This window comes from Rhizobium sp. L43, from assembly GCF_002531725.1.
In the GTDB taxonomy this organism is placed as follows: domain Bacteria; phylum Pseudomonadota; class Alphaproteobacteria; order Rhizobiales; family Rhizobiaceae; genus Rhizobium.
In genome coordinates this window covers 83,767-107,719 of record NZ_NWSQ01000001.1, presented here as the reverse complement: position 1 = coordinate 107,719, position 23,953 = coordinate 83,767, and the positions used below count along the sequence as shown (strand labels likewise).

The window sequence follows — 23,953 nt, the reverse complement described above, 5'->3', positions numbered from 1 at the left end:
ACAAAAATCTTGCCGTGCAGCCCATCGCGCCTTATGCCTGACCCTGGAGGACGGGAGGTCCCAATTCCCGACCGCATAGCCAAGGAGAAATCCCGCATGGACAAGACAGTCGGGAGCACGGCGGAGGCCGTCTCTGAGATCGGTGATGGCGCGACCGTGATGATCGGTGGTTTCGGTGGCTCGGGTGCGCCGATCGAGCTCATTCATGCCTTGATCGACAAGGGTTCGAAGAACCTGACCGTCATCAACAACAATGCCGGCAACGGCCGCATCGGCATCGCCGCGATGATCGACGCCGGCATGGTCAAGAAGATGATCTGCTCCTTCCCGCGGTCTTCGGACCCGCGCGCCTTCACCGATAAATATCTGGCCGGCGAAATCGAGCTCGAGCTGGTGCCGCAGGGAACGCTCGCCGAGCGCATCCGCGCCGGCGGGGCCGGCATTCCGGCTTTCTACACGCCGACGGGCTATGGCACCGAACTTGCGGAAGGTAAGGTCATCGCCGAATTCGACGGCCGCCACTACGTGCAGGAGCGCTGGCTGAAGGCCGATTTTGCGATCGTGAAGGCCGCAATCGGTGATATCCAGGGCAATCTCACCTACAACAAGGCCGGCCGCAACTTCAATCCGCTGATGTGCATGGCGGCGGCCAAGACCATCGTCCAGGTCTCGTCGATCGTGCCGGCCGGGGGTATCGATCCCGAGCATGTGGTCACCCCCGGCATCTTCGTCGACCGCGTCGTCGCCGTTCCCCATCCCCAGCAGGAAGAAGAGCTCATTCGAGCCGGAGTGGCCTACGTATGACCATCGACACGCGTGAAGACATCAAGCTTTCCAATGCGCAGATCGCCTGGCGCGCCGCGCAGGACATCGCCGACGGCGCCTATGTCAACCTCGGCATCGGCTTTCCCGAAATGGTCGCCCGTTATCAGCCGCCCGGCCGTCAGGCGATCTTCCACACCGAAAACGGCATTTTGAATTTCGGCGAGCCGCCGGCTGAAGGCGAGGAGGACTGGGACCTGATCAACGCCGGCAAGAAGGCGGTGACGCTGAAGCCGGGCGCGGCCTTCTTCCACCACGCCGACAGCTTCGCCATGGTGCGCGGCGGCCACCTCGACGTCGCGATCCTCGGCGCCTATCAGGTGGCTCAGAGTGGCGATCTCGCCAACTGGCGGGTGGGCAGCAAAGGCGTGCCGGCCGTCGGCGGCGCCATGGATCTGGTGCACGGCGCCAAGCAGGTCTGCGTCATCACCGAGCATGTCACCAAAACCGGCGAGCCGAAGCTGGTGGAGAAATGCACCTTCCCGCTGACCGGTGTGGCTTGCATCACCCGCATCTATACGAGCCACGCGGTCATCGACATCGTCAAGGGGCGCTTCGTGCTGCGCGAGAAGCTGGCCGCGATGTCGCAAGAGGAATTGCAGGCGATGACCGGCGCGCCGCTCACCGTCGAAGGACCGGTTGGCGATCTCGTCGTCCCGCAACTCTGAGGAAAAGCCATGACCGAAGCCTTTATCTGCGACTATATCAGAACGCCGATCGGCCGCTTCGCCGGCGCGCTGTCCCCGGTGCGGGCCGACGATCTCGGCGCCATCCCGCTGAAAGCACTGATGGCGCGCAACGGCGCCGTCGATTGGGAAGCCGTCGATGACGTGATCTTCGGCTGCGCCAACCAGGCGGGCGAGGACAATCGCAATGTCGCACGCATGTCGGCGTTGCTCGCCGGCCTGCCGATCGCTGTTCCCGGCACGACGATCAACCGGCTCTGCGGCTCCGGCATGGACGCGGTGATCACCGCGGCCCGCGCCATCCGTTCCGGCGAGGCCGAGCTGATGGTGGCGGGCGGCGTCGAAAGCATGTCGCGCGCGCCCTTTGTCATGCCGAAGGCCGAGACGGCCTTTTCACGGGCGGCCGAAATCCACGACACGACGATCGGCTGGCGCTTCGTCAACCCGCTGATGAAGAAGCAATATGGTGTCGATTCCATGCCGGAGACCGGCGAGAACGTCGCCGAGGATTATCATGTCAGCCGCGAGGACCAGGATGCCTTCGCGGTGCGCAGCCAGGCGAAGGCGGCTGCCGCCCAGGCGAACGGACGGCTCGCCAGGGAAATTACCCCGGTGATCATCCCGCAGCGCAAGGGTGATCCCGTCACCGTCGAAAAAGACGAACATCCCAGGACGACAACGATCGAGACGCTGGCGAAACTCGCGACGCCCTTCAAGAAGGAGGGCGGCTCGGTGACGGCAGGCAATGCCTCCGGCGTCAATGACGGTGCCGCGGCGTTGATCGTCGCTTCCGAAGCTGCGGCGCGGAAATACGGCCTGACGCCGATCGCCCGCATTCTCGGCGGTGCTGCCGCCGCCGTTCCGCCACGGGTGATGGGTATCGGGCCGATCCCGGCCTCGCGCAAGCTGATGGCACGGCTCGGCATGACCGCGGAACAGTTCGACGTCATCGAACTCAACGAGGCCTTTGCCAGCCAGGGGCTGGCGGTGCTGCGCGCGCTCGGCATTGCCGATGACGATGCGCGGGTCAACCGCAATGGCGGCGCGATCGCGCTTGGCCATCCGCTCGGCATGTCCGGCGCCCGCATCACCGGCACGGCGGCAATCGAGCTTCGGGAGACCGGCGGGCGCTATTCGCTGTCGACCATGTGCATCGGCGTCGGGCAGGGGATCGCGATCGCGCTCGAAAGGGTCTGAGGTCGGTTGGAAAGACGGCGCTTCCGGCGTTTGCCGGAGGCCGCTTACCCGTTGCACGCTATATCAGGCTTCTGTAGAAATCGGGCATGCTGATCCGCCCTGCAGACAAGAACGACCAAAGCGCCATCTGGAGGATCATCGGCCCGACGATCCGCGCCGGCGAAACCTATGCGCTCGATCGCGATCTCTCCGAAGGCGATGCGCTTGCCTATTGGATGGGAGCGGATCGCGAGACCTTCGTCGCCGAAGAGGACGGCGTCATCCTCGGCACCTATTACATCAAGGCCAATCAGGCCGGCGGCGGTCGGCATGTCTGCAACTGCGGCTATATGACCGATGCTGCCGCGAGCGGCCGTGGTGTCGCCCGCCGGATGCATGACCATTCTCTGGAGCATGCCCGCGCCAGGGGCTTTCGGGCGATGCAGTTCAATTTCGTGGTCAGCAGCAATGAACGCGCGGTCGCGCTGTGGCAATCGCTGGGCTTCGATATCGTCGGCCGGCTCCCCGGCGTGTTTCTTCACCCGACGCAGGGCTATGTCGATGCATTGGTGATGTTTCGTACACTCTAAGTGCGACGAAAAAAGATGTGAGCGCGCTGTCGAAATCGCAGTGGTTCAAACGTCTTTGGATCGCAGGCGCAAAGTGCGGTAGGCTTGCCGCATGCGTCGCGATCACTCTGTCGGCATGGAGGTTTGAAGCCATGAGTGTTTCCTATCGTTGGGTCATCGTCGCGGCGGGCGCCTTGATGACCTGTGTTGCGCTCGGCGCAATGTTCTCGCTGGCAATTTTCCAGGAGCCGATCGCAACGGCGACCGGCTGGTCGCATGTCGGCATTGCGAGCGCGATGACGCTGAATTTCATCGTCATGGGTTTCGGCGGCTTCCTCTGGGGGGCGGCCAGCGACCGCTTCGGCCCGCGCATCGTCGTGCTGATCGGCTCCGTGCTGCTCGGCCTGGCGCTCGTCCTGGCAAGCCGCGCCGAGACGCTGCTGCATTTCCAGCTGACCTACGGTATCCTCGTCGGACTGGCGGCCAGCACCTTCTTCGCGCCGATGATTGCGGCAACGACCGCCTGGTTCGACGAGAACCGCGGGCTTGCGGTGTCGCTCGTCTCCGCCGGCATGGGTGTTGCGCCGATGACGATCTCACCCTTCGCGCGCTGGCTGATCTCGGCCTATGAATGGCGGCCGGCCATGCTGATGATCGGTATCGGCGCGTGGCTGCTGCTGGTGCCGGCCGCCTTGCTGGTCAGGCGTCCGCCGCCCGAGGCCGCGGAAACCGGAACCGAATTCGCAGCCGATGGCGCCAGGCCGCAGCTATCAAAAGTCTTCCGGTCGCCGCAATTCATCGTGCTTGGCCTAACCTTCTTTGCCTGCTGCGCGGCGCATTCCGGGCCGATCTTCCACATGGTGAATTATGCGACGATCTGCGGCGTCGCGCCGATGGCCGCCGTCAGCATTTACAGCGTCGAGGGGCTGGCGGGCCTCGGCGGCCGGCTGCTCTATGGCAGCCTTGCCGACAGGATCGGGGTGAAGCCGGTGCTGGTCGCCGGCCTGCTGGTGCAGGCGGCAGCGCTTGCGACCTATCTGTTCGTCAGCCAACTCGGCGAATTCTATGCGCTCGCCATCGTCTTCGGCAGCGCCTATGGCGGTGTGATGCCGCTCTATGCGGTGTTGGCGCGCGAATATTTCGGGCCGCGCATCATCGGCACAGTGTTCGGCGCGGCAACGATGCTCTCCAGCCTCGGCATGGCCTTCGGCCCGCTTGTCGGCGGCTGGATATTCGACACCTTCGCCAATTATTCCTGGCTGTTCATCGGCTCCGCAATGGTCGGGCTGGGGGCTGCGGCGATCGCGCTGGCATTCCCGCCTCTTGCTCGCCGGGAGCAGGAGGCGGTCTTCGGTGTGGCGTCGTAGTGAGATCGGCGAGCAGCCCCTTCATCCGGCTGCCGCCACCGACCGGGGTCGAGCCACGGGTCTCGACCCTGGTAAGGTTAGGGTGAGGGGCCGCCATCCGCACGAACCAGACAGCCATGGCATTCCCCCGAAGAGGCAATCTCCCGCTTTCGTGCATTGCCCGTCATCGAATTCGGCTGATAGACTTCCCCAATCGGTTTCATCACCTATGTCCTTGGTTTTTCGGGAGGCATTCGTCGCCATGGTCGAACTTGCGCAATCGCTCGCATCCATCAAGCTGCCGGATCTCGCCGGCAAAGCCGTGCTGATCACCGGCGCCTCGACCGGCATTGGTGCGGCTCTCGCCCGCGCCTTTGCCGCCCAGGGCGCCAAGGTCGGCGTGCATTACAATGCCAGCCGCGGACCGGCAGAGACGCTGGCCGAGGAGATCCGGGCGGCGGGCGGCGCCGTGCATCTGATCCAGGGCGACGTGTCGAGGGAAGGCGAGACCGAGCGTGTCGTCGAGGAGACGGCGAAAACCTTCGGCCACCTCGACGGGCTGATCAACAATGCCGGCGGCATGCTGGGGCGCAAGCCGACCTCGGAATATACCGACGCGCATTATGCCGCGGTTATGGATCTCAACGCCCGCTCGGTGCTGGCGGCAACGCGGGCGGCGCATCCCTGGCTGAAGAAGCAGGGCGGCTTCATCATCAACACCACCTCGATTGCCGCCCGCAATGGTGGCGGCAATGGTGCGATCCTCTATGCGGCGTCGAAGGGTTTCGTCTCGACGATCACGCGCGGCCATGCCAAGGAGTTTGTCGCCGACAGGATTCGCGTCAATGCGGTGGCGCCGGGCGTTATCGCGACACCCTTCCACGAGCGCTATACCAATGACGAGCAAATGGAGTTGCAGCGCAAATCGATCCCGATGGGCTTCGTCGGCACATCAGAGGACTGCGTCGGAGCCTATCTCTTCCTCGCCTCGCCGACGCTGTCGGGTTACATCACTGGACAGATTATCGAGGTCAACGGCGGACAGTTGATGCCTTAGTTTCCGCCTCCCGCGGAGATCTTCCCTTGCAAAGCAAGGGAACTTTCGTGCCGCCGTTACGTTTCCCGCATGGTCTTTTTATCGAGCGGGGCATTATGAGCTATTCATTTTCAGAACTCGACTTCCTCAAGCCTGAGCTCGGGGCGGAATATACGGGTTCGGGCACCCATTTCGCGGTATTCTCAGCGCATGCAGAACAGATTGAGCTCTGCCTCTTCTCGCCGGACGGCAAGAAGGAGGTCGCGCGGTTGCCGCTGCCGAAGCGTGAAGGCGATATCTGGTCCGGCTATATCGCCGGCGTCACCCCCGGGACGGTCTACGGCTTTCGCGCCCATGGTCCATACGATCCGAAAGCTGGTCATCGCTTCAATCCGAACAAGCTCTTGCTCGACCCCTATGCCAAGCAGGTGACGGGCGAGCTGAAATGGGACGACGCGCTGTTCGGATACCAGATCGGCAAGGACGATCTTTCCTTCGACGAGCGTGATAGCGCCCCCTTCATGGTCAAGGGCGTGGTGCAGGATCCGGATTTCGACTGGGCGGGTGAAGAAGCAATCCGCCGTCCCTGGCCCGACACGATCATCTACGAGGCGCATGTGCGCGGCCTGACGATGACTCATCCCAAGGTGCCCGACCGGCTGCGCGGCACCTTTCTCGGCATGTGCAGCGATCCGATCATCGATCACCTCGTCAAGCTCGGCATCTCGGCGATCGAGCTCTTGCCGATCCAGTATTTCCTCGACGATCGTTATCTCCTGGAAAACAACCTCAGCAATTACTGGGGTTACCAGACGCTCGGCTTCTTCGCGCCGCAATCGCGCTACATGTCCGGCGACAAGATCACCGAGATCAAGACCATGGTGAAGAAGTTCCATGCCGCCGGCATCGAAGTCATCATGGATGTCGTCTATAATCACACTGCCGAAGGCAGCGAGAAAGGCCCGACGCTCTCCTTCCGCGGGCTCGACAATGCCAGCTATTATACCCTCTCGCCCGACGATCCTCGCCACACCTTCGATACAACCGGCACCGGCAATACGCTGAATGCCGCCAATCCCATGGTGATGCGCATGGTGCTCGACAGCCTGCGCTATTGGGTCGGCGTCATGCATATCGACGGCTTCCGTTTCGACCTTGCCAGCACGCTCGGTCGCCAGGATATGGAATTCGACCGGCAGGGCCTGTTCTTCGGCGCCATCCGCCAGGATCCGATCCTTGCCGGTGTCAAGCTGATCGCCGAGCCCTGGGACGTGGGCGATGGCGGCTATCAGGTTGGCGGCTTTCCGCATCCCTTCCGTGAGTGGAACGACAAGTTTCGTGACGACGTGCGCCGCTTTTGGAAGGGCGACGACGGCATGGTGTCGGAGATCTCGCAGCGCATCACCGGCTCGGCGGTACAGTTCAACCACTCGGATCGCGGCGCGACATCATCGATCAATCTACTGTCGGCCCATGACGGCTTCACGCTGATGGACACGGTTTCCTTCAACGACAAGCACAATGACGCGAACGGCGAGGATAACAGGGACGGACATTCGGACAATCATTCGGACAATATGGGTGCCGAAGGAGTGACTGACAACGAGGACATCAACAGCCTTCGGGCACGGCGGCGCCGCAACATGATGGCGACGCTGATGCTCTCCCAGGGAGTTCCGATGATCCTTGCCGGCGATGAGGTAGGCAATAGTCAGGGCGGCAATAACAACGCCTATTGCCAGGACAATGTGATCGGCTGGACGGATTGGGCGGGGCTCGACGATCCCTTCCTTGATTTCTGCCGCCAGGCAGTCGCCTTCCGCAAGGCTCATCCGGTCCTCAGGCAGGAGCGGTTTCTGACAGGCGAGACCGCCGAGGACGGCCGCATCGAGATCGCCTGGTACAAGCCTGACGGCAATTTCATGGACGATGGGGCCTGGAACGACGACGGATTGCAGGTGCTGGGCGTCTATGTCTCGAGGAGCGTGAATGCACCGGACACCGAGACCATGGATGACCTCTTCCTCATCTTCAATGCCGGCGGCGACTGCGAGGTTCACCTGCCTGTCGTGAACGGGCTGAAACAGTGGTCGAGGGTTCTCGACACGGGGACGGAAACGCAGGGTTTCGAGGTACATGAGCCAGAGAATCCGGTCATCGTCTACGCCCAGAGCGTGGCGGTCTTTGCACCGAAGGGACAGACCGAGCCGCCGAAGGACGCGACAAAAGCCGAGCGCCGCCGCTGGTTCCAATTCGGTCGCAGGAGCAAGTAGCATAGAACATGAATGCCGAAGCCATCACCGAACTTGGTCTCATCTATGTCAGCGATACCGAACCGGGCATCCGCAGGCGAAGGAAGGGCAAGGGCTTCAGCTATGTGATGCCGGATGGCCGGACGCTTGTCGATGAATTGCAGCGGGCCCGCATCGGCGCGCTCGGTCTGCCGCCGGCCTATGAGAATGTCTGGATCTGCCTCTACGACAACGGCCATCTGCAGGCGACCGGCTTCGATGCGCGCGGGCGCAAGCAGTACCGCTACCACAAGGAGTGGCAATCCTTCCGCAGTGCCGGGAAATTCCATCAGCTGATCGAGTTCGGCCGGGCGCTGCCGAAGATACGCCGCACCGTGCTGCGCCATCTCGACACCGGCGCGGAGGATGTCAACGGCGTGCTGGCCGCTTTGACGACGCTGCTCGACGAGGCGCATTTGCGCGTCGGCAACCAGGCCTATGTCAGGGAAAACGGCACCTATGGCGCAACGACGCTGCTGAAGCGCCACCTGAAAATCGTCGACGGGCAGATAGAGCTGAAATTCCGCGCCAAGGGCGGCAAGCGCGTCCAGCGCAGTCTCAAGCACCCCAGGCTGCAGAAGATTCTGGAGGAAATCGCCGACCTGCCAGGCCGACAGCTCTTCGTCTGGAAGGATGAAAGCGGGGCGCTGAAGCCGATCGATTCCGGCCGGTTGAACGCTTATCTCGCCGAGATATCGGGCATTCCGATTTCGGCGAAGACCTTCCGCACCTGGGCCGGCTCGCTGGCGGCGTTCGGTGTGGCGCGCGAGACGATCGTCGGCGGTGGCCGGCCGACGGTCAAGCAGATGTCGGAAGCCGCGGCCGAGGCACTGCACAACACACCGGCAATCTCGCGCTCGAGCTATATCCATCCGGCGATCATAGCGCTCGCCGGCAACGATCATCCGCTGATCGAGGGTGACAACGAACCGCTGCGGGGCTTGCGGGCCGAGGAAAACAGGCTACTTGATTTCCTCACACGCGAGATCGAAGAATGAGCCCCAGACATTCGCCGGCATCTGACGTGTCGCTGACCCATCCCGACCGGCTCTACTGGCCGGATGAGGGTGTGACCAAGCAGGCGCTTGCGGATTATTACGCCGCGGTCTGGCCGTTCATGGCGCCTTATGTCGTCAACCGGCCTTTGGCGCTGCTGCGTCTGCCGGACGGGATAAAAAGCCACCAGCGGTTTTTCCAGAAACATGCCTGGAAGGGCATGAATCCGCATATCGAGGAGATCGCCGACCCTGAGGATCCGGAGGGCGAAAAGCTGCTGCGCATCGCCGATTTCAACGGTCTTGTGGCGCTGGTGCAATCGGCCGCGCTTGAAATTCATCCCTGGGGTACGACGACCGATCATTGGGAAAGGCCTGACATGATCACCATGGACCTCGATCCCGGCGAGGACGTCGCCTGGAGCGCGGTGATCGCGGCCGCATTTGACGTGAAGGCGCGGCTGGAAGCCCGTGGCCTGGCTGCCTTCGTCAAGACGTCGGGCGGCAAGGGGCTGCATTTGGTGACGCCGCTTGCGCCGAAGGCCGGCTGGGCCGAGGTAAAGGATTTCGCCCATTCGCTTGCGCAAAGCATGTCGGCCGACGCGCCGGACAAATATCTGGCGACGGCGACCAAGGCCAAACGCGGTGGGCATATCTATATCGATTATCTCCGCAACGGCCGCGGCAATACGGCGGTCGCAGCCTATTCGACACGGGCGCGACCAGGGGCACCGGTTTCGATGCCGCTCGATTGGTCAGATTTGCACGACCTCAGCGGCCCGGCCGCTTTCACGCTCGGCAATGTGCCGCAGCGAGTGCAGGTCCGACCGCAGGACCCGTGGGGAAATTTCTTCGATGCGGCCGTGCCGCTGGAATGACCTCACCCCGCGCTGTCGAGCTCCGGGTAATGCCGGAAAATCCCTTCCTCGTTGAAGGCGAGGCGGCGAGGGGAGGCGAGATAGCGGGCGATATTCGGACGTTTCGCCACCGCATCATGCAGGGCCAGCAGCCCGGGATAGTCCGCCTTGCGCTTGGCCATGGCTTTCGGAAAAGCATAGGTCAGGCCCTCGACCACCTGGAAGATCGACAGGTCGACATAGGTGAGCGCCTCGCCGACCAGATGGCCCGGGCCTTTCGGGTTCTGCCGCAGCACACGCTCGAAATAGCCCAGGAATTTCGGAATGCGTTCGCGGATGAAGGCGGCGGAACGGGCTTTTGCTTCCGGCTTCTGGTCCTCGTAATAGAGCGACGTGTCGATCGGGTGGTGTGTGTCGTGCACTTCGGCGATGAAATCGGTGACGGTCAGTTGCAGGCCGTTGATGACATGGCGAAGCCCTTCTTCCTCGGGCGCCAGGCGGAGCTTCGGGCCGAGATAAAACAGGATGTTGGCGACATGCGGGATGATGAGGTCGCCGTCCTTCAGAAAGGGCGGAGCGAAGGGAATATGCGCTTCGCTTTTGCTCTCCATGATCTCGAACATCGCCCCGGTCCCGCGCCCGGGTTCACGGGTGATATCGATATAGTCGGCGCCGGCTTCTTCCAGCGCCAACCGCACGAATTCGCCGCGGCCCTGGATGCCGTCCCAATAATAAAGCTCGTATGCCATGGCTGCTCAATCCTTCGGTTGACGACCGAAGTCTTTTCGCAATTCGTCCTTGGCCTTTTCAAGGGTGCCGCGCCGCTTTTTCGTCAGCTGGTCGCCGGCGCGGTTGATGTAGAAGGTGAGCATCGACATGGCCGCGCGGAAGGGGCTCGACTTGCGGCGATGGCTCTCCTCGGCGGAGTGCTTGACGGAGCGGGCAATCTTCTTCGGATCGTCCGATTTGAACGCACCTTTCTTCAGGTCCATCGCATCGCTGTGTTCGGTGACGTCCTGCGACCATTTCTTCTTCGATTTGGCCATGTCGAAAATCCTTTGCTGGATGCGGCCGGCGGCACGCCACCGCCTGTCGATCCTTCGTTGGGGTCGGTTTGCAAAAGAATTGAACCGGTGCGGAGCTCAAAAGTTCCGACCACGGTCAATCGCCTGCGAGGGAGAGGGCGCGGTCGCGACATCCCTAACTGCTGGACATTCAACAGTTTAAGCCATCTACGGTCTATTTTCGATAGGGTTTTGCGATGCAGCGAAGGCGCGGCCGATGTCGAAGGAGGGCGGCTGCACCGGAGCGCGGGGATCACGGAAAACCAGGCCGACGAGATTGTCGACGACAAGAATGAAGCCGAGCGCGAGACCAAGATAGAGCAGTGCGGCGATGACGAGGAGCGACATCTCCATCCCTCACACGATCGCGGTTGACGCTGGCTGCGACGATATGGCCGTCGTTCATGGCAACCTCCCCGGTTTCGCCATAAACAATCATTGTCTGTTGTGGTTCCCGGTTATCGGGCGAGGGCTCAATTTTTTAAGAAGCCTCAAAGCTTGCTGCGTCATCCGGCCTCTGTTCACCCCCCGTGGAAGCCCACCTTTGAAATTCCATAAAGCACAACTAATTCAGGCATATGACAAACAGCATCAAAGGGCGCCGCGACGACGCCCTTTGTTTGATCGGCCTGCTCGGTATTTCGGTATTCAGGGCGCCGTCTTGCGGCTCGCAGTCCGTTTCGGCGCCGCTTTAACGACGCCGTTCGTCTTGCTGCCGGCAACGCTGCGCTTCGCCTTGGGCTTGATTTCCTTGCCGTCGGAAGAGGCTGCAGAACCTTCGAGCGTCTCGCGCTCATGTCGTGCCTGTTCCCAATGAATGGATTCTCGCCCTGTCGGATAGCCCTCTTCTTCCCAGAGGGCGTATGCACGTTTTTTGATCCACTCGTCCCGAGTTTCTGTCATCGCTGATCTCCAGTCACATGATGCCGTCGTTCGAACGCGATACTGCCGGGATGGTTCCAGAGGAGCGGGGCTCTTTCAAGCGAAATCGCGCTACAACCGCAAATATTTCGCATTGCAGCATATCAGGGTTGAGAATCGACCTTCAGAGGCTGAAACTCGACCGCCTTGTGCAGATCTGAGACGAAATCCCGGCGTTGTCGGCGCTGTTCCGCCTCGTCGCGGATACGCAAGAGATAGGAGGGGTGGATGGTGACCAGGACAGGCGGACGGTTTGCCGGATAGAGGATATGGCCGCGCTCCGGCTTCAGCTTCACCTTCGGCCCGAGCAGCGCGTAGAGTGCGCTTGCACCGAGCGCCACGACGAGTTTCGGCTTGATGATATTGAGCTCGGCGCCAAGCCACCAGGCGCAACGCTTGATCTCGCCCGCATTTGGCTTCGAATGCAGCCGCCGCTTGCCGCGCGGCGTGAATTTGAAGTGCTTGACGGCATTGGTGACGTAGCAGCGCTGACGATCGAGGCCGGCCTCATCAAGGCAGCGATCGAGCAGGCGTCCGGCCGGGCCGACGAAGGGCCTGCCGCTCAGATCTTCCTGGTCGCCCGGCTGCTCGCCGACGAGGACGATCTCGACTTTACCGGGGCCTTCGCCGAAGACGATCTGCGTGGCATTCCTGTAGAGGTCACAGCGGGTGCAGCCTTCGGCCTGATGCCGGAGTTCGGCGATGCTTTCGGCATCCGCGACTTCAAGCGCGAGGGCGGGACCGACGCTTGCGGCGATGTTCATGATGCGATCCTTATTTCCTCGGAACCAAATCGATCGCATAGGGAATTGTTCCGGCGGCGGAGCGGCTGACGCGGGCGGGAAATGATCACGGCGAAAAATTTCGCGCCATGAGAGAGCGGCAGTGCAATTGAACGCCGCCGTTTCGCGGCTATATTTGCCAGCGATGTTCTATCTCCTGTCGACCTATTGGCCGCATATCCTCTTTGTCGTTTCGATCGCCATGGGGGCCGCGGCGGCGATCCATGCCGCTATGACCAAGGAGGAGGTGCGCGCCGCGATCGGCTGGGTCGGTGTCATCATCCTGTCTCCGATCATCGGTGCGGTGCTCTATGCGATTGCCGGCATCAACCGCATCCGCCGGAAATCGCTGAGCATTCGCCGCGACGCGCTGCTGCCTGCGGCCGAAATCGATGAGCTGGAGACATTCGATGCCGAGGCCGAGACAGTGATCAGCCAGTTCGGCCGCCGCTTTGCGGCGCTGCAGACGCTCGGCGACCGAGTGACCCGCAATCCGCTGACCTCAGGCAATTCGATCGATGTGCTGGAGACCGGTGACGAGGCCTATACGGCGATGAAATCGAGCATCGACGAGGCGGCGCGCAGCATCCTGCTCGAAACCTATATCTTCGACCGCGACGTCATCGGCCTTCGCATCGCCGATGCGCTGATTGCGGCGGTCCGGCGCGGTGTCGAGGTGCGGGTGCTGATCGACGCGGTCGGTGCGCGTTATTCGGTGCCGAGCATTCTCGGAAATCTCCGCGAGGGCGGCGTCACCGTCGCCGTCTTCAACGGCAACGTCATCATGGGTTTGCGGCTGCCCTATGCCAATCTGCGCACCCACCGCAAGATCCTGATCGTTGACGGGAAGATCGCGCTGACCGGCGGAATGAACATCAGGGCGGGCTTCAGCGAGGAGGCGACGGGCGAGAGCTTTGCGCACGACACGCATTTCAGCGTCACCGGCCCTGTCGTCGCCGACCTCTTCGATCTTGCGGCCGAAGACTGGCGCTTCTCCACGCAGGAACTGTTGAACGGCGAGGCCTGGCGCATCGAGCCGACGCAGCGCAGTCCCGGCGATCCCATCCTGATGCGCGTCGTCGCCTCCGGGCCGGACCGCAGCGTCGAGACGAACCACAAGATGCTGATGGGCGCCTTTTCCGTGGCGCGCCAATCGATCCGCATCATGTCGCCCTACTTCCTGCCGGACCGCGAACTGATCAGCGCCCTGGTGACGGCGGCGCGGCGCGGCGTCGAAGTCGATATCGTCGTGCCTGCGGTCAACAACCTCCTGTTGGTCGACCGGGCGATGACGGCGCAATTCGACCAGATCCTCAAGAATTACTGCCGCATCTGGCGCTCGACCGGCAGCTTCAGCCATTCGAAGCTTTTGACGATCGACGGCACCTGGGCCTATGTCGGCTCCTCCAATCTCGACCCGCGCTCGCTGCGGCTGAATTTCGAGGTCGATCTCGAAGTGCTGAACGAGGGCTTTGCCGGCGAGATCGACGAGCATATCGAGGAAACCCTGAAATCGGCAACGCCGGTGACGCTGGACGGCTTAAGGGCCCGACCCTTCCCGGTGCGGCTGCTCGAGAAGGTGTTATGGCTGGGGTCACCCTATCTCTGAAGGGATTATTTGCGCTCGGACGTGGCAAGTTCGGCTTGGCCGACTATACTGCCGAGAGAAGCTTTTTGATCAATGGAACAAGTGCGCCTGCCGATGCACGCCAGAAAACACAATCTTCCCGCCAGCATTCTCGCCTCGATCAGGAGCAGGAAAAAGCGGCTCGACCCGGCCTATACGGAGGCAAGGCCGCGCAGTGCCGGAACGCTGATTGCCTCCTATAACGTGCACAAATGCGTCGGCACCGACCGCCGCTTCGATCCGGAGCGGACCAGCCGGGTGATCCATGAAATCGGCGCCGACGTCATCGCGCTGCAGGAGGCCGATACGCGCTTCGGCGAGCGCACCGGCCTTCTCGATCTCGGCCGGCTGGAGCGGGAGACGGGGCTGATCCCGGTGCCGGTTGCCGGCATGGCCAAGGCGCATGGCTGGCACGGCAATGTCGTGCTCTTCAAGAAGGGGCTGGTGCACGACGTGCATCAGGTCAAGCTGCCGGGGCTGGAGCCGCGCGGCGCCCTCGTCGCCGAGATCGAGCTCGAAGAGGGCGGGGTGCTGCGCATCATCGCCGCGCATTTCGGCCTGCTGCGCCATAACAGAGCCCAGCAGGCCCGGACCCTGGTCGAACTCATCAACGACCGGCACGAAATGCCGACCATCCTGCTCGGCGATCTCAACGAATGGCGGCTCGGCGACCGCTCCTCGCTCAACACCTTCCAATCCGCCTTCGGCGAGCTGCCGCCCGCCGTGCCGAGTTTTCCCGCCGGCCTGCCGCTTCTGGCGCTCGACCGCATCATCGCCAACCGCAAGGGGATCATCTCTGAGGTGGAAGCGCATGATACGCCGCTGGCCCGCGTCGCCTCTGACCATCTGCCGATCAAGGCGCTGGTCGATCTGGAACCGGTGGGCGGTTAAAACGACGTCGACAGAGACGTCGTCGGAGCGGCTCGATCGGCCGCCGAGTGCCTCTCACTTCGAGCGGAACAGACGCGCGAGACGGCGAAACCGCTGGGCCCACAATTGCGAATCGATCTTTTCCGGTGAGGATGCTGCGGTCAGCCGCTCAAGGCGGGGCAAGAGAAACGTAGCCCAATCGTCAAGATCGTTCTTGCCGAAATAAGGCAGCCAGACGTCGGAGGGAGCGTCCCATTGTCGTGGATTTGCTCGAGCCAGATCGCCGAGCTTGACCAAGACAGGTTGGCCGTTGTTTCCGACGACCTCGATCTGGGGGTCGGGATCGGGCCTGGGGAGGCGCGCAATGATGCTTGCTTCCAGAGCTTTTCCAACTTTTCGATCCGCCTCGTTGAGGCGAAAAAGTATTCTTGTGTCGCCGGCGGAGCCGGAGCCCTCAGTCATGTTGATCGTAAATTTGGCGCCCATAATGCTGTTCGAAGATTGGGATACCTGCAGCCAGCAAACCCTGCCGCCCCGGGCAAAGCTACACTTGCCCGCAGTTTGCGATTCCCAGCCGAGTTCCTGAAATCCCGAGGCCAGCAGCGAACGCATATGTCGGTGAAAGTCTTTACTTTTCACATAGTCGCGCATGTTTCACTGCGTGTCCCCAGGGGCTATCTCTCTTCTTGGAACATCTCATGGCATGCTCAAAGGCACAATGGACGCTTGCGTGGTCGCAAACGTCTATCAGCGCGAGCATCTGCAAATTTTAGAACCGAAAGAGATGGCGGGGGCCGATCTATGCCGATGGCGGCCTGGTGATGCAGGCGGTGCTGCGCGGGCAGGGCATCGCGCTGATGGACGAGATCTTCGCCGAGGAGGAGATCAATGCCGGCCGGCTGCTTCGCCTCTTCGATCTCGCCATTCCCTCGGCGCCTATTGGCTGGTTGCCCGCAGCTTCGAACGGCTCACGCCGGCTGCCTTGTTGTTCATGGGCTGGATCAAGTCTCGGTTCGAAGGGCCTTGACGGCGGCTGATACCGCGCGAAGGACAGGCGCCGGCCGGTCGATGGTTGCCGGCGCCGTGCATGTCGATGCTGTTTCTGGATCAGAGAGCGCCCGCTGCCTGCAGCAGCTTGCGATCGAGATCGACCGCCACGCGGGGCTCCTTGTCGAGGACCATAGTCGCCGGCTTGTCGCTCGTGTAGGCGGGCCAGTCGGGCAGGCCCTCGGCGCTCGGCTTGCCGTTGCGGGCGAAGTTGACCCAGGCCTGGCTCACCTTCTTGGATAGCGCGACGGCATCGCTGCCGCCGCCCGTCGACGTTTTGACCAGGGCGGCGTTGGCAAACACATAGGGCAGTTCTGCGCAATGCCAGGCCATGGCAATGCCATCCAGCACCGGTGACTCGTAGGCGAACATGTAGGAGTAAACAGGAGCGCCGTTCTGCTTCGCCTTCAGGTCGAGATCGCGGATGGCGCCCGGCCGGAAGCGCAGGTCGAGGAAATAGGCGTCGGCGATCTTCTTCTCGGGGTAGGCCGCCATGAATGCCTTGCCGACCGCCTCGGCCTTGTCGGCGAAGCGCTCCTTCAGCTTGGCCTCGGACTTCGCATCGTCCCAGCCGTTCTTGTTGTCGGCAAGCAGTTCGCCCGACTTATGAGTGATCACAGTCTCGAACTCGTTGAGGGTGTTCCCGACCATCAGCGGAATGTCCTTGGCCTGGTCGACCCACTCCGTCCCGACAGGGTTGGCGGGAATGTAGTCGCCGTCCTGAACAGGCGCATAGCGGGCGTCCTTCGCCCCTTGGGCGGTCGCGTCCTTGATGGCCTTGTCGGCTGCGGCAAGGAGATCGTAATAGTCGACGCCGACAAGCTTGTCGATTTCTTCAGCCTTGAGGCCAAGGTTGGCGAGCGTCAGTTCCGCCACCTTCCGCGAGGACGCCTGATCGACGACGGAATCGGTTCGCGAGCCGCTCTGGACGATCGCCTTCTGGAAGAGGCCCTTCGCCGAAGGCGTCCCCATCAGGGCGCGCACCTTGTAGCCGCCACCGGACTGGCCGAAAATCGTCACGTTGCCGGGATCGCCGCCGAAAGCTTCAGCATTGTCGTGGACCCATTTCAGCGCAGCGACGAGATCGGTGACGCTGGCATTGCCCGACCGTTTGTACTTCTCTCCGTAGGCGGAAAGGTCGAGGAAGCCGAGCACGTTGAGCCGATGGTTGAGGGTGACGACAACAACGTCGCCCTCCTTGCTTAGATTGTGGCCGTCGTAGGAGGTCAGCTCGATGCCGGAGCCGTTGGTGAAGCCGCCCCCATGGATCCAGACCATGACCGGCCGTTTCTTGCCGTCCTTGATCGCCGGCGTCCAGATGTTCAGGAACTGGCAGGCCTCGCTCATCGGCAGGTAGCGGTGCGGATTGAAGAGCTCGTCGCCCGCCACTTCCTTCATTCGGGGAATGAAGCAGTTCTCGCCATAGGTGACCGCAGCGCGGATACCTTTCCAGGGTGCCACCTCTTCGGCCGGCATGAAACGGTCGGCACGTGCGTAGGGAACGCCAAGATAGCTGTAAATGCCATCATCCAGCGCGCCGACGAGACTGCCCTTGTTGGTTTCGACGACCGTCTTGCTCTGCGAAGCAACAAACTCTTCGGCGAGAGCCGGCGCGCCGGCAAGGGAAGCTGTCATCGCCGACAGCGCGGATATCAAAGCGCAATAATATAGGAACGTCCTTTTCATCAACTTATCCTCTTGTCGTTGATTTCGAGTTTTCAAAGGCCCGACGGCCGCCGCCCCCGGCCGTCGGTGACTAACTAGGTCGAAGCGGACGATTGTCAGGCCACAGTCAAATAGTTTGCTGGAGAGAGGATCACGCCGGAGGGTTGGACGGGCCTTCTTGCCGGCCGGCCTCCAATAAAACAGGAATCTGACGCCGCGCGGGCCGCTTCTGCGCGCTTTGGTCCTGCCGGACGACGAGCTTCTTGAGCACGCCTGACGGACACCATCGGCGCCCGAGTGGTGGGATTGGCCTACTATCCGCACAGGTGATTACACGGCGAGATACATGGAAATCGCGCCGCTTGGCCGGACCGCGCTAGCAGCGTCCGCCACTTGTCAGAAAGATGACGAAGGGACCACGCCGATGGTTGGGACGGGTGGTTTGTGTTCCGGCATCTGGTTTCCTTGCTCGTCGCCGGCGCTCAGTGCCTCGCGCACTTCATCCTCTTCCCAACCCGCCTCGATGGCGGAAGCCACGAGCGTTTCGATTTTCTCGGTTTCCGAGTTGTGCGAAGTTTCATCGAGGTGGCGTCTGGCGGTCTGAAGACACTGCCGGAGGTTCGAAGTGCGGCTGGCGTCGTTACGGTCGTAGCTCGGCGATGCGACGTAGGTCATGTAGAAGCTCCCTGTTGATCGGGATGAACACCTGAAGAGAGAGCCGGTTCCACTGCGTGTCTGGGTAAGCGCCACCGGGTGCCGCCTCGGGACCAACGGCGTCTACTGGTGCTGGTGCGCCTGCATCCGCGGCTCCGGATATCAAAGACTTCGACCACGGCGCCTGCCGGTAGGCCAGCGACCTCGCGTGTCGACGTCTTTCGTGACCGATTAAGGACACCGGATCACGTAATTTGACACCATTGCAGAGGTGCAAGGCGGCGCGCCAACCTACGAACAAACACCCCTTGACGTCTTTCGCTCTTTGAGAAATGCTAAGATGTCAGACCAATTTTAAGGCCCTGACTGCCTGATAAGAAAATGGGGAACCATGAAGGCAAATCGTAGCGACAGGCCGGTGATCCGGCCGCTTCCGGTCATGGACCGCGCGCGTCAGGTGACTGATGCGCTGGCGGATTATGTCGAGGAGGCGCGGTTGCAGGCGGGTGACCGGCTGCCGGCCGAGCGCGAGCTGATGGCAGCCCTTGCCGTCGGCCGCTCGACCATTCGCGAGGCGATCCGTCATTTCCAGGCGCTGGGTGTCATCGAGACGCGCAAGGGCAGCGGCACCTATCTGTTGAAGCCGGTGTCCAGGGCGACGATCCATATGCCGCTGTCGTTCGACGCGGTGCACCTGCGCGACGCGCTCTTACAGACGCTGGAGGTTCGCCGTGGCATCGAATGCGAGGCGGGCATGGTCGCGGCCCGGCGGCGCACCGCTGGGGATCTCGTCGTCATCGAGGAGAAGCTCAACGAGATGGAGCGGGTGCACTTGGAGAAGGGCACCTCCGGGCCGGAGGATCTGGCCTTCCATCTCGCCGTTTACGACGCCACCCACAATCCGCTGTTTCGTCAGCTTCTCGAGCAGATGCGTGAGACCTTCGAGCGCTTCTGGGAGCATCCCTTCGACCGGCAGGATTTCGCCCGCCGGTCCTTTCCCTTTCACCGCACACTTTTCAACGCGATCGCCGCCGGGGATGCCGAGGCGGCGCGGGCGGAAACATTGAAAATTCTCGATATCGTCGAGGAAGACATCAAGGAAATGTCCAAATGAGCAACGGCGCAGACCCGTTCGATCTTGCTTCCATCATCACCGCCCACGACGAGGGCAACTTCGCCGACGCCGTCGTGCCGCCGATTTTCCAGACCTCGCTTTTCACCTTTTCCGATTATGACGAGATGATCGCCGCCTATCGCGGCGAGAAGGTGCGGCCGACCTATACGCGCGGGCTGAACCCGACGGTGCGCGCTTTCGAGGAAATGCTGGCCAAGCTCGAAGGTGCGGAGGATGCGCTGGGTTTTGCGAGCGGCATGGCGGCGATCTCGTCGGCGGTGCTGAGCTTCGTCGAACCGGGCGACCGCATCGTCGCCGTCCGGCACGTCTATCCCGATGCCTTCCGCCTGTTCGGCACCATCCTCAAGCGGATGAAGATCGAAGTGACCTATGTCGACGGCCGCGACGAGGAAGCGGTCGCCAGAGCGCTGCCCGGCGCCAAGCTCCTGTACCTGGAAAGCCCGACGAGCTGGGTGATGGAGGCGCATGATGTCGGTGCGCTCGCAGCACTCGCCAAGCGGCACGGCGTCGTCTCGATGATCGACAACAGTTGGGCGAGCCCGTTCTTCCAGCGGCCGTTGACGCTCGGCGTCGATCTCGTCATCCATTCCGCCTCGAAATATCTCGGCGGCCACAGCGATGTGGTGGCAGGGATCGTCGCCGGCTCGAAGGCGACGATTGCGCGTGTCAAGGCCGAGGCCTATCCTTATCTCGGCGGCAAGCTTTCGCCGTTCGACGCCTGGCTGCTGATCCGTGGACTGCGCACGCTGCCGCTGCGCATGCGGGCCCACCAGGCATCGGCGCTTGAAATCGCCAGGCGCCTGCAGAAGCTCGACGTGGTGGAGACGGTCTGCCATCCGGGGCTTGCCAACCGTCTGCCCGCCGGCCTCAACGGCACCTCGGGCCTGTTTTCGTTTATCTTCCGCGAAGGCGTCGATATCCGCACCTTCGCCGATCACCTCAAGCTCTTCAAACTGGGAGTGAGCTGGGGTGGACATGAAAGCCTGATCGTACCGGGCGAGGTGGTGCTTCAGCAGAAGGCACAGCCGAATTCCGCGCATGCCTTCGGCATCCATGCGCGATCCGTACGCCTCCATGTCGGCCTCGAAGGAACCGAGGCTCTGTGGAGAGACATCGAGGAGGCGCTCGCCGCCGCCTCATTATCCTGAAACCCGAGAGAAACCTAATAAGGGGGAACTGAGCCATGAAAAAACTAATAATCTCAACGCTCTTTGCTTCGATGATGGCGGGTACGGCCTTCGCCGATACGACGCTCAAGCTTGTCGAAGTCATCACCAGCCCGGAGCGCACCGAAACGCTGAAATCGATCGTCGGCAAGTTCGAAGCCGCCAATCCCGGCACCAAGGTCGACATCATCTCGCTGCCCTGGAACGAAGCCTTCCAGAAGTTCGCCACCATGGTGTCGGCCGGCGACGTGCCCGATGTGATGGAGATGCCCGATACCTGGCTGTCGCTCTATGCCAATAACGGCATGCTCGAGAGCCTCGAGCCCTACCTCGAAAAGTGGGAGCACACCAAGGAGCTGACGCCGCGCGCGCTCGAACTCGGCCGCGACGTCAAGAACACCGCCTATATGCTGCCCTACGGCTTCTATCTCAGGGCGATGTTCTACAACAAGAAACTGCTTTCGGAAGCCGGCGTCGCCGCGCCGCCGAAGACGCTGGAGGAATTTACCGCAGCGTCGGAAAAGGTCTCCAAACTCTCCGGCAAATACGGCTACTGCATGCGTGGCGGCGCGGGCGGCCTCAACGGCTGGATGATCTTCGCCGCCTCGATGGCCGGGTCGAACAAGTATTTCAACGAGGACGGCACCTCGACGATGAACAGCCCCGGCTGGGCCAAGGGCATCGAGTGGATGGTCGATCTCTATAAGAAGGGCTATGCGCCGAAGGACAGCGTCAACTGGGGCTTCAACGAAGTCGTCGCCGGCTTCTATTCCGGCACCTGCGCCTTCCTCGACCAGGATCCGGATGCGCTGATCGCTATTGCCGAACGCATGAAAAAGGAAGATTTCGGCGTCATGCCGCTGCCCAAGGGTCCCGACGGCAAGTCCTTCCCGACGATCGGTTATGGTGGCTGGTCGATGTTTTCGACCAGCGGCAACAAGGATCTCTCTTGGAAGCTGATCGCCACCCTCGAAGGGCCGGAAGGCAATATCGAGTGGAACAAGCGCATCGGCGCCCTGCCGGCCTATACGGCGGCCGAGAAGGATCCCTTCTATGCCGGTGACCAGTTCAAGGGCTGGTTCGAGGAATTGGCGGACCCGAACACGGTGCCGACGGTCATGCCGACCTATCTGGAAGAGTTCGCCTTCTTTAAGGATTCGCTGGCGATCAAGACCTCGCAGCAGGCGCTGCTCGGCGATATCTCGGCGAAGGATCTGGCCGATCAGTGGGCGGACTATCTGACCAAGGCGCAGCAAAAGTTCTTGTCGAAGAAATAATGGTTAGAGAGCTCTGAGATAGAGGCCCCCTCATCCGGCTGCCGCCACCTTCTCCCCGCTGGGGAGAAGGGAATATGCCGCGACGCCTCCGTTCCCTTCTCCCCTCGGGGAGAAGGTGGCCCGAAGGGTCGGATGAGGGGGCTGCACGCGCATTCGAAGCCTTGATACACCTATGATGGAAACCGCAATCCGATGACCATATCAGCCGATACGCTCGACATGCGTCGCGACCGCAGGCCATGGCTGCGCCGTTTTGCCGATGCCTCGGAGCCCTATCTCTACAGCGCGCCGTCGCTGATCCTGATCATCGCGGTCATGCTGGTGCCGCTGACGGTCGGGATTTCCTATGCCTTCCGCGATATCCAGCTGCTCAATCCGTTTTCCGGCGGCTTCGTCGGCCTCGATCATTTCCGCGAGCTTGCAAGCGATGCCGCCTTCTATGGGGCGCTGAGGAATACGCTCTGGTGGACCGGGGCCTCCGTCGTCCTGCAGTTCGTCTTCGGGCTGATCCTGGCGCTGCTGCTCGACAAACCATTTAAGGGCAGGGCAATCGCGCAGGCGCTGGTTTTCCTGCCCTGGGCCGTGCCATCCTTTCTCGCCGGCCTGAACTGGGCCTGGCTGTTCAATCCGGTCATCGGGCCGATCCCGCACTGGCTCTTCGGGCTCGGGCTGATGCATGAGCCGGGCAATATTCTTTCCGATCCCGATTATGCGATGTGGGGGCCGATCGCCGCCAATGTCTGGTGGGGAATTCCCTTCTTCGCTATCACGCTGCTTGCGGCCCTGCAGGCGATCCCGCGCGATCTCTATGAGGCAGCCTCGATCGACGGCGCCGGCTGGTTCCAGCGCTTCCGCTCGATCACCCTGCCGTTCCTGGCGCCGACCATCGCCATCACCGTGCTGCTGCGCACAGTCTGGATTTCCAATTTCGCCGATCTCATCGTCGTCATGACCAATGGCGGGCCGGCGGACCGGACGCAGATCGTCGCCAGCTACATCTTCACGACAGCCTTCAGGCGGCTCGATTTCGGCTATGCCTCGGCGATCGCCCTGGTGCTGCTCGTACTGCTGCTTGCCTATTCGATGCTGATCATCCTGCTCCGGCAGACGCTGCTGAACAAGGATTGAGATCATGAGACGATCCGTCATTCCCACCATCGCGCACCGTCTGGCGATCCTCTGCTACATCGCCTTCGCGCTCTTCCCGCTGTTCTGGCTGCTCAAGGTCTCGGTGACGCCGAACGACCTCCTCTATAGCGAAGGGGTGCGCATGTGGCCGTCGCGCACGAGCTGGGATCACTATGCCTTCGTGCTGCAGCACAGCGCCTTCCCGACCTTCTTCAAGAACAGCCTGATCGTCTCGGCCTCGACGGCGGTGACGGTGACGATCTGCGCCTCGCTCTCCGGCTACGCGCTGTCACGTTTCAATTTCCGGGCGAAATACTGGATCATCGCGCTGATGCTGCTGACCCAGATGTTCCCGCTCGTCATGCTGGTGGCGCCGATCTTCAAGATTCTGTCGCCCTTGCATCTGACCAACAGCCTGACCGGGCTGGTCATCGTCTACACCGCCTTCAACGTGCCCTTCGCCACCTTTCTGATGCAGTCCTTTTTCGACGGCATCCCGAGAGATCTCGAAGAGGCGGCAATGATCGACGGCGCGACGCAGTTCACCGCCTTCCGGCAGATCATCCTGCCGCTGACGCTGCCGGGCATCGCCGCGACGCTCGGCTTCGTCTTCACCGCCGCCTGGAGCGAGTTGCTGTTCGCGCTGATGCTGATCAACGGCAATGACGCGGCGACCTTCCCGGTCGGGCTTCTCACCTTCGTTTCGAAATTCTCGGTGGATTTCGGGCAGATGATGGCGGCGGGCGTCATGGCGCTCATTCCGGCCGGCCTCTTCTTCCTGCTCATCCAGCGTTATCTCGTCCAGGGCCTGACGGCCGGCGCGGTCAAGGGTTAAACAA

General features: G+C 62.0%; 24 protein-coding genes and 1 pseudogene. 17 read left to right on the top strand and 8 right to left on the bottom strand.

Annotated elements, in window-relative coordinates:
* The first annotated feature begins 96 nt into the window (after positions 1-96).
* The 9 genes from CO667_RS00535 to ligD all read left to right on the top strand — a co-directional run bounded on the left by CO667_RS00535 (position 97) and on the right by ligD (position 9,799).
* Positions 97-804, top strand: a complete 708-nt coding sequence (locus CO667_RS00535; RefSeq protein ID WP_097616424.1) for a 3-oxoacid CoA-transferase subunit A — start codon at positions 97-99, stop codon at positions 802-804.
* Positions 801-1,490: a CoA transferase subunit B gene (locus CO667_RS00530; RefSeq protein ID WP_097616423.1), complete on the top strand. Its 690-nt coding sequence runs from the start codon at positions 801-803 to the stop codon at positions 1,488-1,490. Before CO667_RS00535 ends, CO667_RS00530 begins: the two co-directional genes overlap by 4 nt.
* A 9-nt stretch (positions 1,491-1,499) precedes the next feature.
* Positions 1,500-2,705, top strand: a complete 1,206-nt coding sequence (gene pcaF, locus CO667_RS00525) for a 3-oxoadipyl-CoA thiolase (protein WP_097616422.1) — start codon at positions 1,500-1,502, stop codon at positions 2,703-2,705.
* Between the two features lie 86 nt (positions 2,706-2,791).
* Positions 2,792-3,274: an N-acetyltransferase gene (locus tag CO667_RS00520; protein ID WP_097616421.1), complete on the top strand. Its 483-nt coding sequence runs from the start codon at positions 2,792-2,794 to the stop codon at positions 3,272-3,274.
* Between the two features lie 131 nt (positions 3,275-3,405).
* Positions 3,406-4,620, top strand: coding sequence for an MFS transporter (locus CO667_RS00515; protein ID WP_097616420.1), 1,215 nt, complete (start codon positions 3,406-3,408; stop codon positions 4,618-4,620).
* 241 nt (positions 4,621-4,861) lie between these two features.
* Positions 4,862-5,656, top strand: coding sequence for an SDR family NAD(P)-dependent oxidoreductase (locus tag CO667_RS00510; RefSeq protein WP_097616877.1), 795 nt, complete (start codon positions 4,862-4,864; stop codon positions 5,654-5,656).
* A gap of 95 nt (positions 5,657-5,751) precedes the next feature.
* On the top strand, positions 5,752-7,908 hold the full coding sequence (gene glgX / locus CO667_RS00505) for a glycogen debranching protein GlgX (RefSeq protein ID WP_097616419.1): 2,157 nt from the start codon (positions 5,752-5,754) through the stop codon (positions 7,906-7,908).
* An 8-nt stretch (positions 7,909-7,916) separates the two neighbouring features.
* Positions 7,917-8,924 carry a DNA topoisomerase IB gene (locus CO667_RS00500; protein ID WP_097616418.1) on the top strand — a complete coding sequence of 336 codons (1,008 nt, stop codon included), beginning with the start codon at positions 7,917-7,919 and terminating at the stop codon, positions 8,922-8,924.
* The gene (ligD, locus tag CO667_RS00495; RefSeq protein ID WP_097616417.1) at positions 8,921-9,799 is read left to right on the top strand and encodes a non-homologous end-joining DNA ligase; all 879 of its coding nucleotides are present in this window, start codon (positions 8,921-8,923) and stop codon (positions 9,797-9,799) included. Before CO667_RS00500 ends, ligD begins: the two co-directional genes overlap by 4 nt.
* A gap of 2 nt (positions 9,800-9,801) precedes the next feature.
* Here the strand turns inward: ligD and CO667_RS00490 are convergent, their stop codons facing one another.
* The 5 genes from CO667_RS00490 to CO667_RS00470 form a co-directional block, all read right to left on the bottom strand.
* A complete protein-coding gene (locus tag CO667_RS00490; protein WP_097616416.1) occupies positions 9,802-10,527 on the bottom strand; it encodes a glutathione S-transferase in 726 nt (241 codons plus the stop codon).
* 6 nt (positions 10,528-10,533) lie between these two features.
* On the bottom strand, positions 10,534-10,824 hold the full coding sequence (locus tag CO667_RS00485) for a DUF3175 domain-containing protein (RefSeq protein WP_097616415.1): 291 nt from the start codon (positions 10,822-10,824) through the stop codon (positions 10,534-10,536).
* 186 nt (positions 10,825-11,010) lie between these two features.
* A complete protein-coding gene (locus CO667_RS00480) occupies positions 11,011-11,190 on the bottom strand; it encodes a hypothetical protein (RefSeq protein ID WP_097616414.1) in 180 nt (59 codons plus the stop codon).
* A 300-nt stretch (positions 11,191-11,490) separates the two neighbouring features.
* On the bottom strand, positions 11,491-11,745 hold the full coding sequence (locus CO667_RS00475; RefSeq protein ID WP_097616413.1) for a DUF2934 domain-containing protein: 255 nt from the start codon (positions 11,743-11,745) through the stop codon (positions 11,491-11,493).
* A 122-nt stretch (positions 11,746-11,867) separates the two neighbouring features.
* On the bottom strand, positions 11,868-12,527 hold the full coding sequence (locus CO667_RS00470; protein ID WP_097616412.1) for a UdgX family uracil-DNA binding protein: 660 nt from the start codon (positions 12,525-12,527) through the stop codon (positions 11,868-11,870).
* 163 nt (positions 12,528-12,690) lie between these two features.
* Here CO667_RS00470 and CO667_RS00465 point away from each other — a divergent pair, with 163 nt between their 5' ends.
* Positions 12,691-14,154, top strand: coding sequence for a phosphatidylserine/phosphatidylglycerophosphate/cardiolipin synthase family protein (locus CO667_RS00465; protein ID WP_097616876.1), 1,464 nt, complete (start codon positions 12,691-12,693; stop codon positions 14,152-14,154).
* A 93-nt stretch (positions 14,155-14,247) separates the two neighbouring features.
* Positions 14,248-15,063, top strand: a complete 816-nt coding sequence (locus tag CO667_RS00460; RefSeq protein WP_097616875.1) for an endonuclease/exonuclease/phosphatase family protein — start codon at positions 14,248-14,250, stop codon at positions 15,061-15,063.
* Between the two features lie 54 nt (positions 15,064-15,117).
* On the opposite strand, the gene CO667_RS00455 is transcribed toward CO667_RS00460, so the two are convergent.
* The gene (locus tag CO667_RS00455; RefSeq protein ID WP_097616411.1) at positions 15,118-15,693 is read right to left on the bottom strand and encodes a hypothetical protein; all 576 of its coding nucleotides are present in this window, start codon (positions 15,691-15,693) and stop codon (positions 15,118-15,120) included.
* Between the two features lie 137 nt (positions 15,694-15,830).
* On the opposite strand from CO667_RS00455, the pseudogene CO667_RS00450 reads away from it, so the two are divergent.
* Positions 15,831-16,069 (top strand): annotated as a pseudogene (locus CO667_RS00450) (LysR substrate-binding domain-containing protein); the annotation flags it as partial.
* 80 nt (positions 16,070-16,149) lie between these two features.
* On the opposite strand, the gene CO667_RS00445 reads toward CO667_RS00450, so the two are convergent.
* Both CO667_RS00445 and CO667_RS00440 read right to left on the bottom strand, forming a co-directional pair.
* The gene (locus tag CO667_RS00445) at positions 16,150-17,775 is read right to left on the bottom strand and encodes a carboxylesterase family protein (protein WP_097616410.1); all 1,626 of its coding nucleotides are present in this window, start codon (positions 17,773-17,775) and stop codon (positions 16,150-16,152) included.
* 375 nt (positions 17,776-18,150) lie between these two features.
* Positions 18,151-18,429 (bottom strand): hypothetical protein, encoded by a 279-nt coding sequence (locus CO667_RS00440; RefSeq protein WP_097616409.1) that lies wholly within the window; start codon positions 18,427-18,429, stop codon positions 18,151-18,153.
* Positions 18,430-18,799: 370 nt separating this feature from the next.
* Here CO667_RS00440 and CO667_RS00435 point away from each other — a divergent pair, with 370 nt between their 5' ends.
* The 5 genes from CO667_RS00435 (at position 18,800) to CO667_RS00410 (ending at position 23,949) form a co-directional block, all read left to right on the top strand.
* On the top strand, positions 18,800-19,522 hold the full coding sequence (locus tag CO667_RS00435; RefSeq protein WP_097616408.1) for a FadR/GntR family transcriptional regulator: 723 nt from the start codon (positions 18,800-18,802) through the stop codon (positions 19,520-19,522).
* Positions 19,519-20,691, top strand: a complete 1,173-nt coding sequence (locus CO667_RS00430; RefSeq protein ID WP_097616407.1) for a PLP-dependent transferase — start codon at positions 19,519-19,521, stop codon at positions 20,689-20,691. The genes CO667_RS00435 and CO667_RS00430 overlap by 4 nt, the downstream gene beginning before the upstream one ends.
* Before the next feature lie 35 nt (positions 20,692-20,726).
* Positions 20,727-21,986, top strand: coding sequence for a sugar ABC transporter substrate-binding protein (locus CO667_RS00425; protein ID WP_071091323.1), 1,260 nt, complete (start codon positions 20,727-20,729; stop codon positions 21,984-21,986).
* 192 nt (positions 21,987-22,178) lie between these two features.
* Positions 22,179-23,114 carry a sugar ABC transporter permease gene (locus CO667_RS00415; protein ID WP_097616405.1) on the top strand — a complete coding sequence of 312 codons (936 nt, stop codon included), beginning with the start codon at positions 22,179-22,181 and terminating at the stop codon, positions 23,112-23,114.
* A gap of 4 nt (positions 23,115-23,118) precedes the next feature.
* A complete protein-coding gene (locus tag CO667_RS00410; protein ID WP_097616404.1) occupies positions 23,119-23,949 on the top strand; it encodes a carbohydrate ABC transporter permease in 831 nt (276 codons plus the stop codon).
* The last annotated feature ends 4 nt before the right edge of the window (positions 23,950-23,953 follow it).

Coding starts and splice junctions, on each gene's coding strand:
- CO667_RS00535 (WP_097616424.1), top strand. CDS start 97: ATGGACAAGACAGTCGGGAGCACGGCGGAGGCCGTCTCTGAGATCGGT.
- CO667_RS00530 (WP_097616423.1), top strand. CDS start 801: ATGACCATCGACACGCGTGAAGACATCAAGCTTTCCAATGCGCAGATC.
- pcaF (WP_097616422.1), top strand. CDS start 1,500: ATGACCGAAGCCTTTATCTGCGACTATATCAGAACGCCGATCGGCCGC.
- CO667_RS00520 (WP_097616421.1), top strand. CDS start 2,792: ATGCTGATCCGCCCTGCAGACAAGAACGACCAAAGCGCCATCTGGAGG.
- CO667_RS00515 (WP_097616420.1), top strand. CDS start 3,406: ATGAGTGTTTCCTATCGTTGGGTCATCGTCGCGGCGGGCGCCTTGATG.
- CO667_RS00510 (WP_097616877.1), top strand. CDS start 4,862: ATGGTCGAACTTGCGCAATCGCTCGCATCCATCAAGCTGCCGGATCTC.
- glgX (WP_097616419.1), top strand. CDS start 5,752: ATGAGCTATTCATTTTCAGAACTCGACTTCCTCAAGCCTGAGCTCGGG.
- CO667_RS00500 (WP_097616418.1), top strand. CDS start 7,917: ATGAATGCCGAAGCCATCACCGAACTTGGTCTCATCTATGTCAGCGAT.
- ligD (WP_097616417.1), top strand. CDS start 8,921: ATGAGCCCCAGACATTCGCCGGCATCTGACGTGTCGCTGACCCATCCC.
- CO667_RS00490 (WP_097616416.1), bottom strand. CDS start 10,527: ATGGCATACGAGCTTTATTATTGGGACGGCATCCAGGGCCGCGGCGAA.
- CO667_RS00485 (WP_097616415.1), bottom strand. CDS start 10,824: ATGGCCAAATCGAAGAAGAAATGGTCGCAGGACGTCACCGAACACAGC.
- CO667_RS00480 (WP_097616414.1), bottom strand. CDS start 11,190: ATGTCGCTCCTCGTCATCGCCGCACTGCTCTATCTTGGTCTCGCGCTC.
- CO667_RS00475 (WP_097616413.1), bottom strand. CDS start 11,745: ATGACAGAAACTCGGGACGAGTGGATCAAAAAACGTGCATACGCCCTC.
- CO667_RS00470 (WP_097616412.1), bottom strand. CDS start 12,527: ATGAACATCGCCGCAAGCGTCGGTCCCGCCCTCGCGCTTGAAGTCGCG.
- CO667_RS00465 (WP_097616876.1), top strand. CDS start 12,691: ATGTTCTATCTCCTGTCGACCTATTGGCCGCATATCCTCTTTGTCGTT.
- CO667_RS00460 (WP_097616875.1), top strand. CDS start 14,248: ATGCACGCCAGAAAACACAATCTTCCCGCCAGCATTCTCGCCTCGATC.
- CO667_RS00455 (WP_097616411.1), bottom strand. CDS start 15,693: ATGCGCGACTATGTGAAAAGTAAAGACTTTCACCGACATATGCGTTCG.
- CO667_RS00445 (WP_097616410.1), bottom strand. CDS start 17,775: ATGAAAAGGACGTTCCTATATTATTGCGCTTTGATATCCGCGCTGTCG.
- CO667_RS00440 (WP_097616409.1), bottom strand. CDS start 18,429: ATGACCTACGTCGCATCGCCGAGCTACGACCGTAACGACGCCAGCCGC.
- CO667_RS00435 (WP_097616408.1), top strand. CDS start 18,800: ATGAAGGCAAATCGTAGCGACAGGCCGGTGATCCGGCCGCTTCCGGTC.
- CO667_RS00430 (WP_097616407.1), top strand. CDS start 19,519: ATGAGCAACGGCGCAGACCCGTTCGATCTTGCTTCCATCATCACCGCC.
- CO667_RS00425 (WP_071091323.1), top strand. CDS start 20,727: ATGAAAAAACTAATAATCTCAACGCTCTTTGCTTCGATGATGGCGGGT.
- CO667_RS00415 (WP_097616405.1), top strand. CDS start 22,179: ATGACCATATCAGCCGATACGCTCGACATGCGTCGCGACCGCAGGCCA.
- CO667_RS00410 (WP_097616404.1), top strand. CDS start 23,119: ATGAGACGATCCGTCATTCCCACCATCGCGCACCGTCTGGCGATCCTC.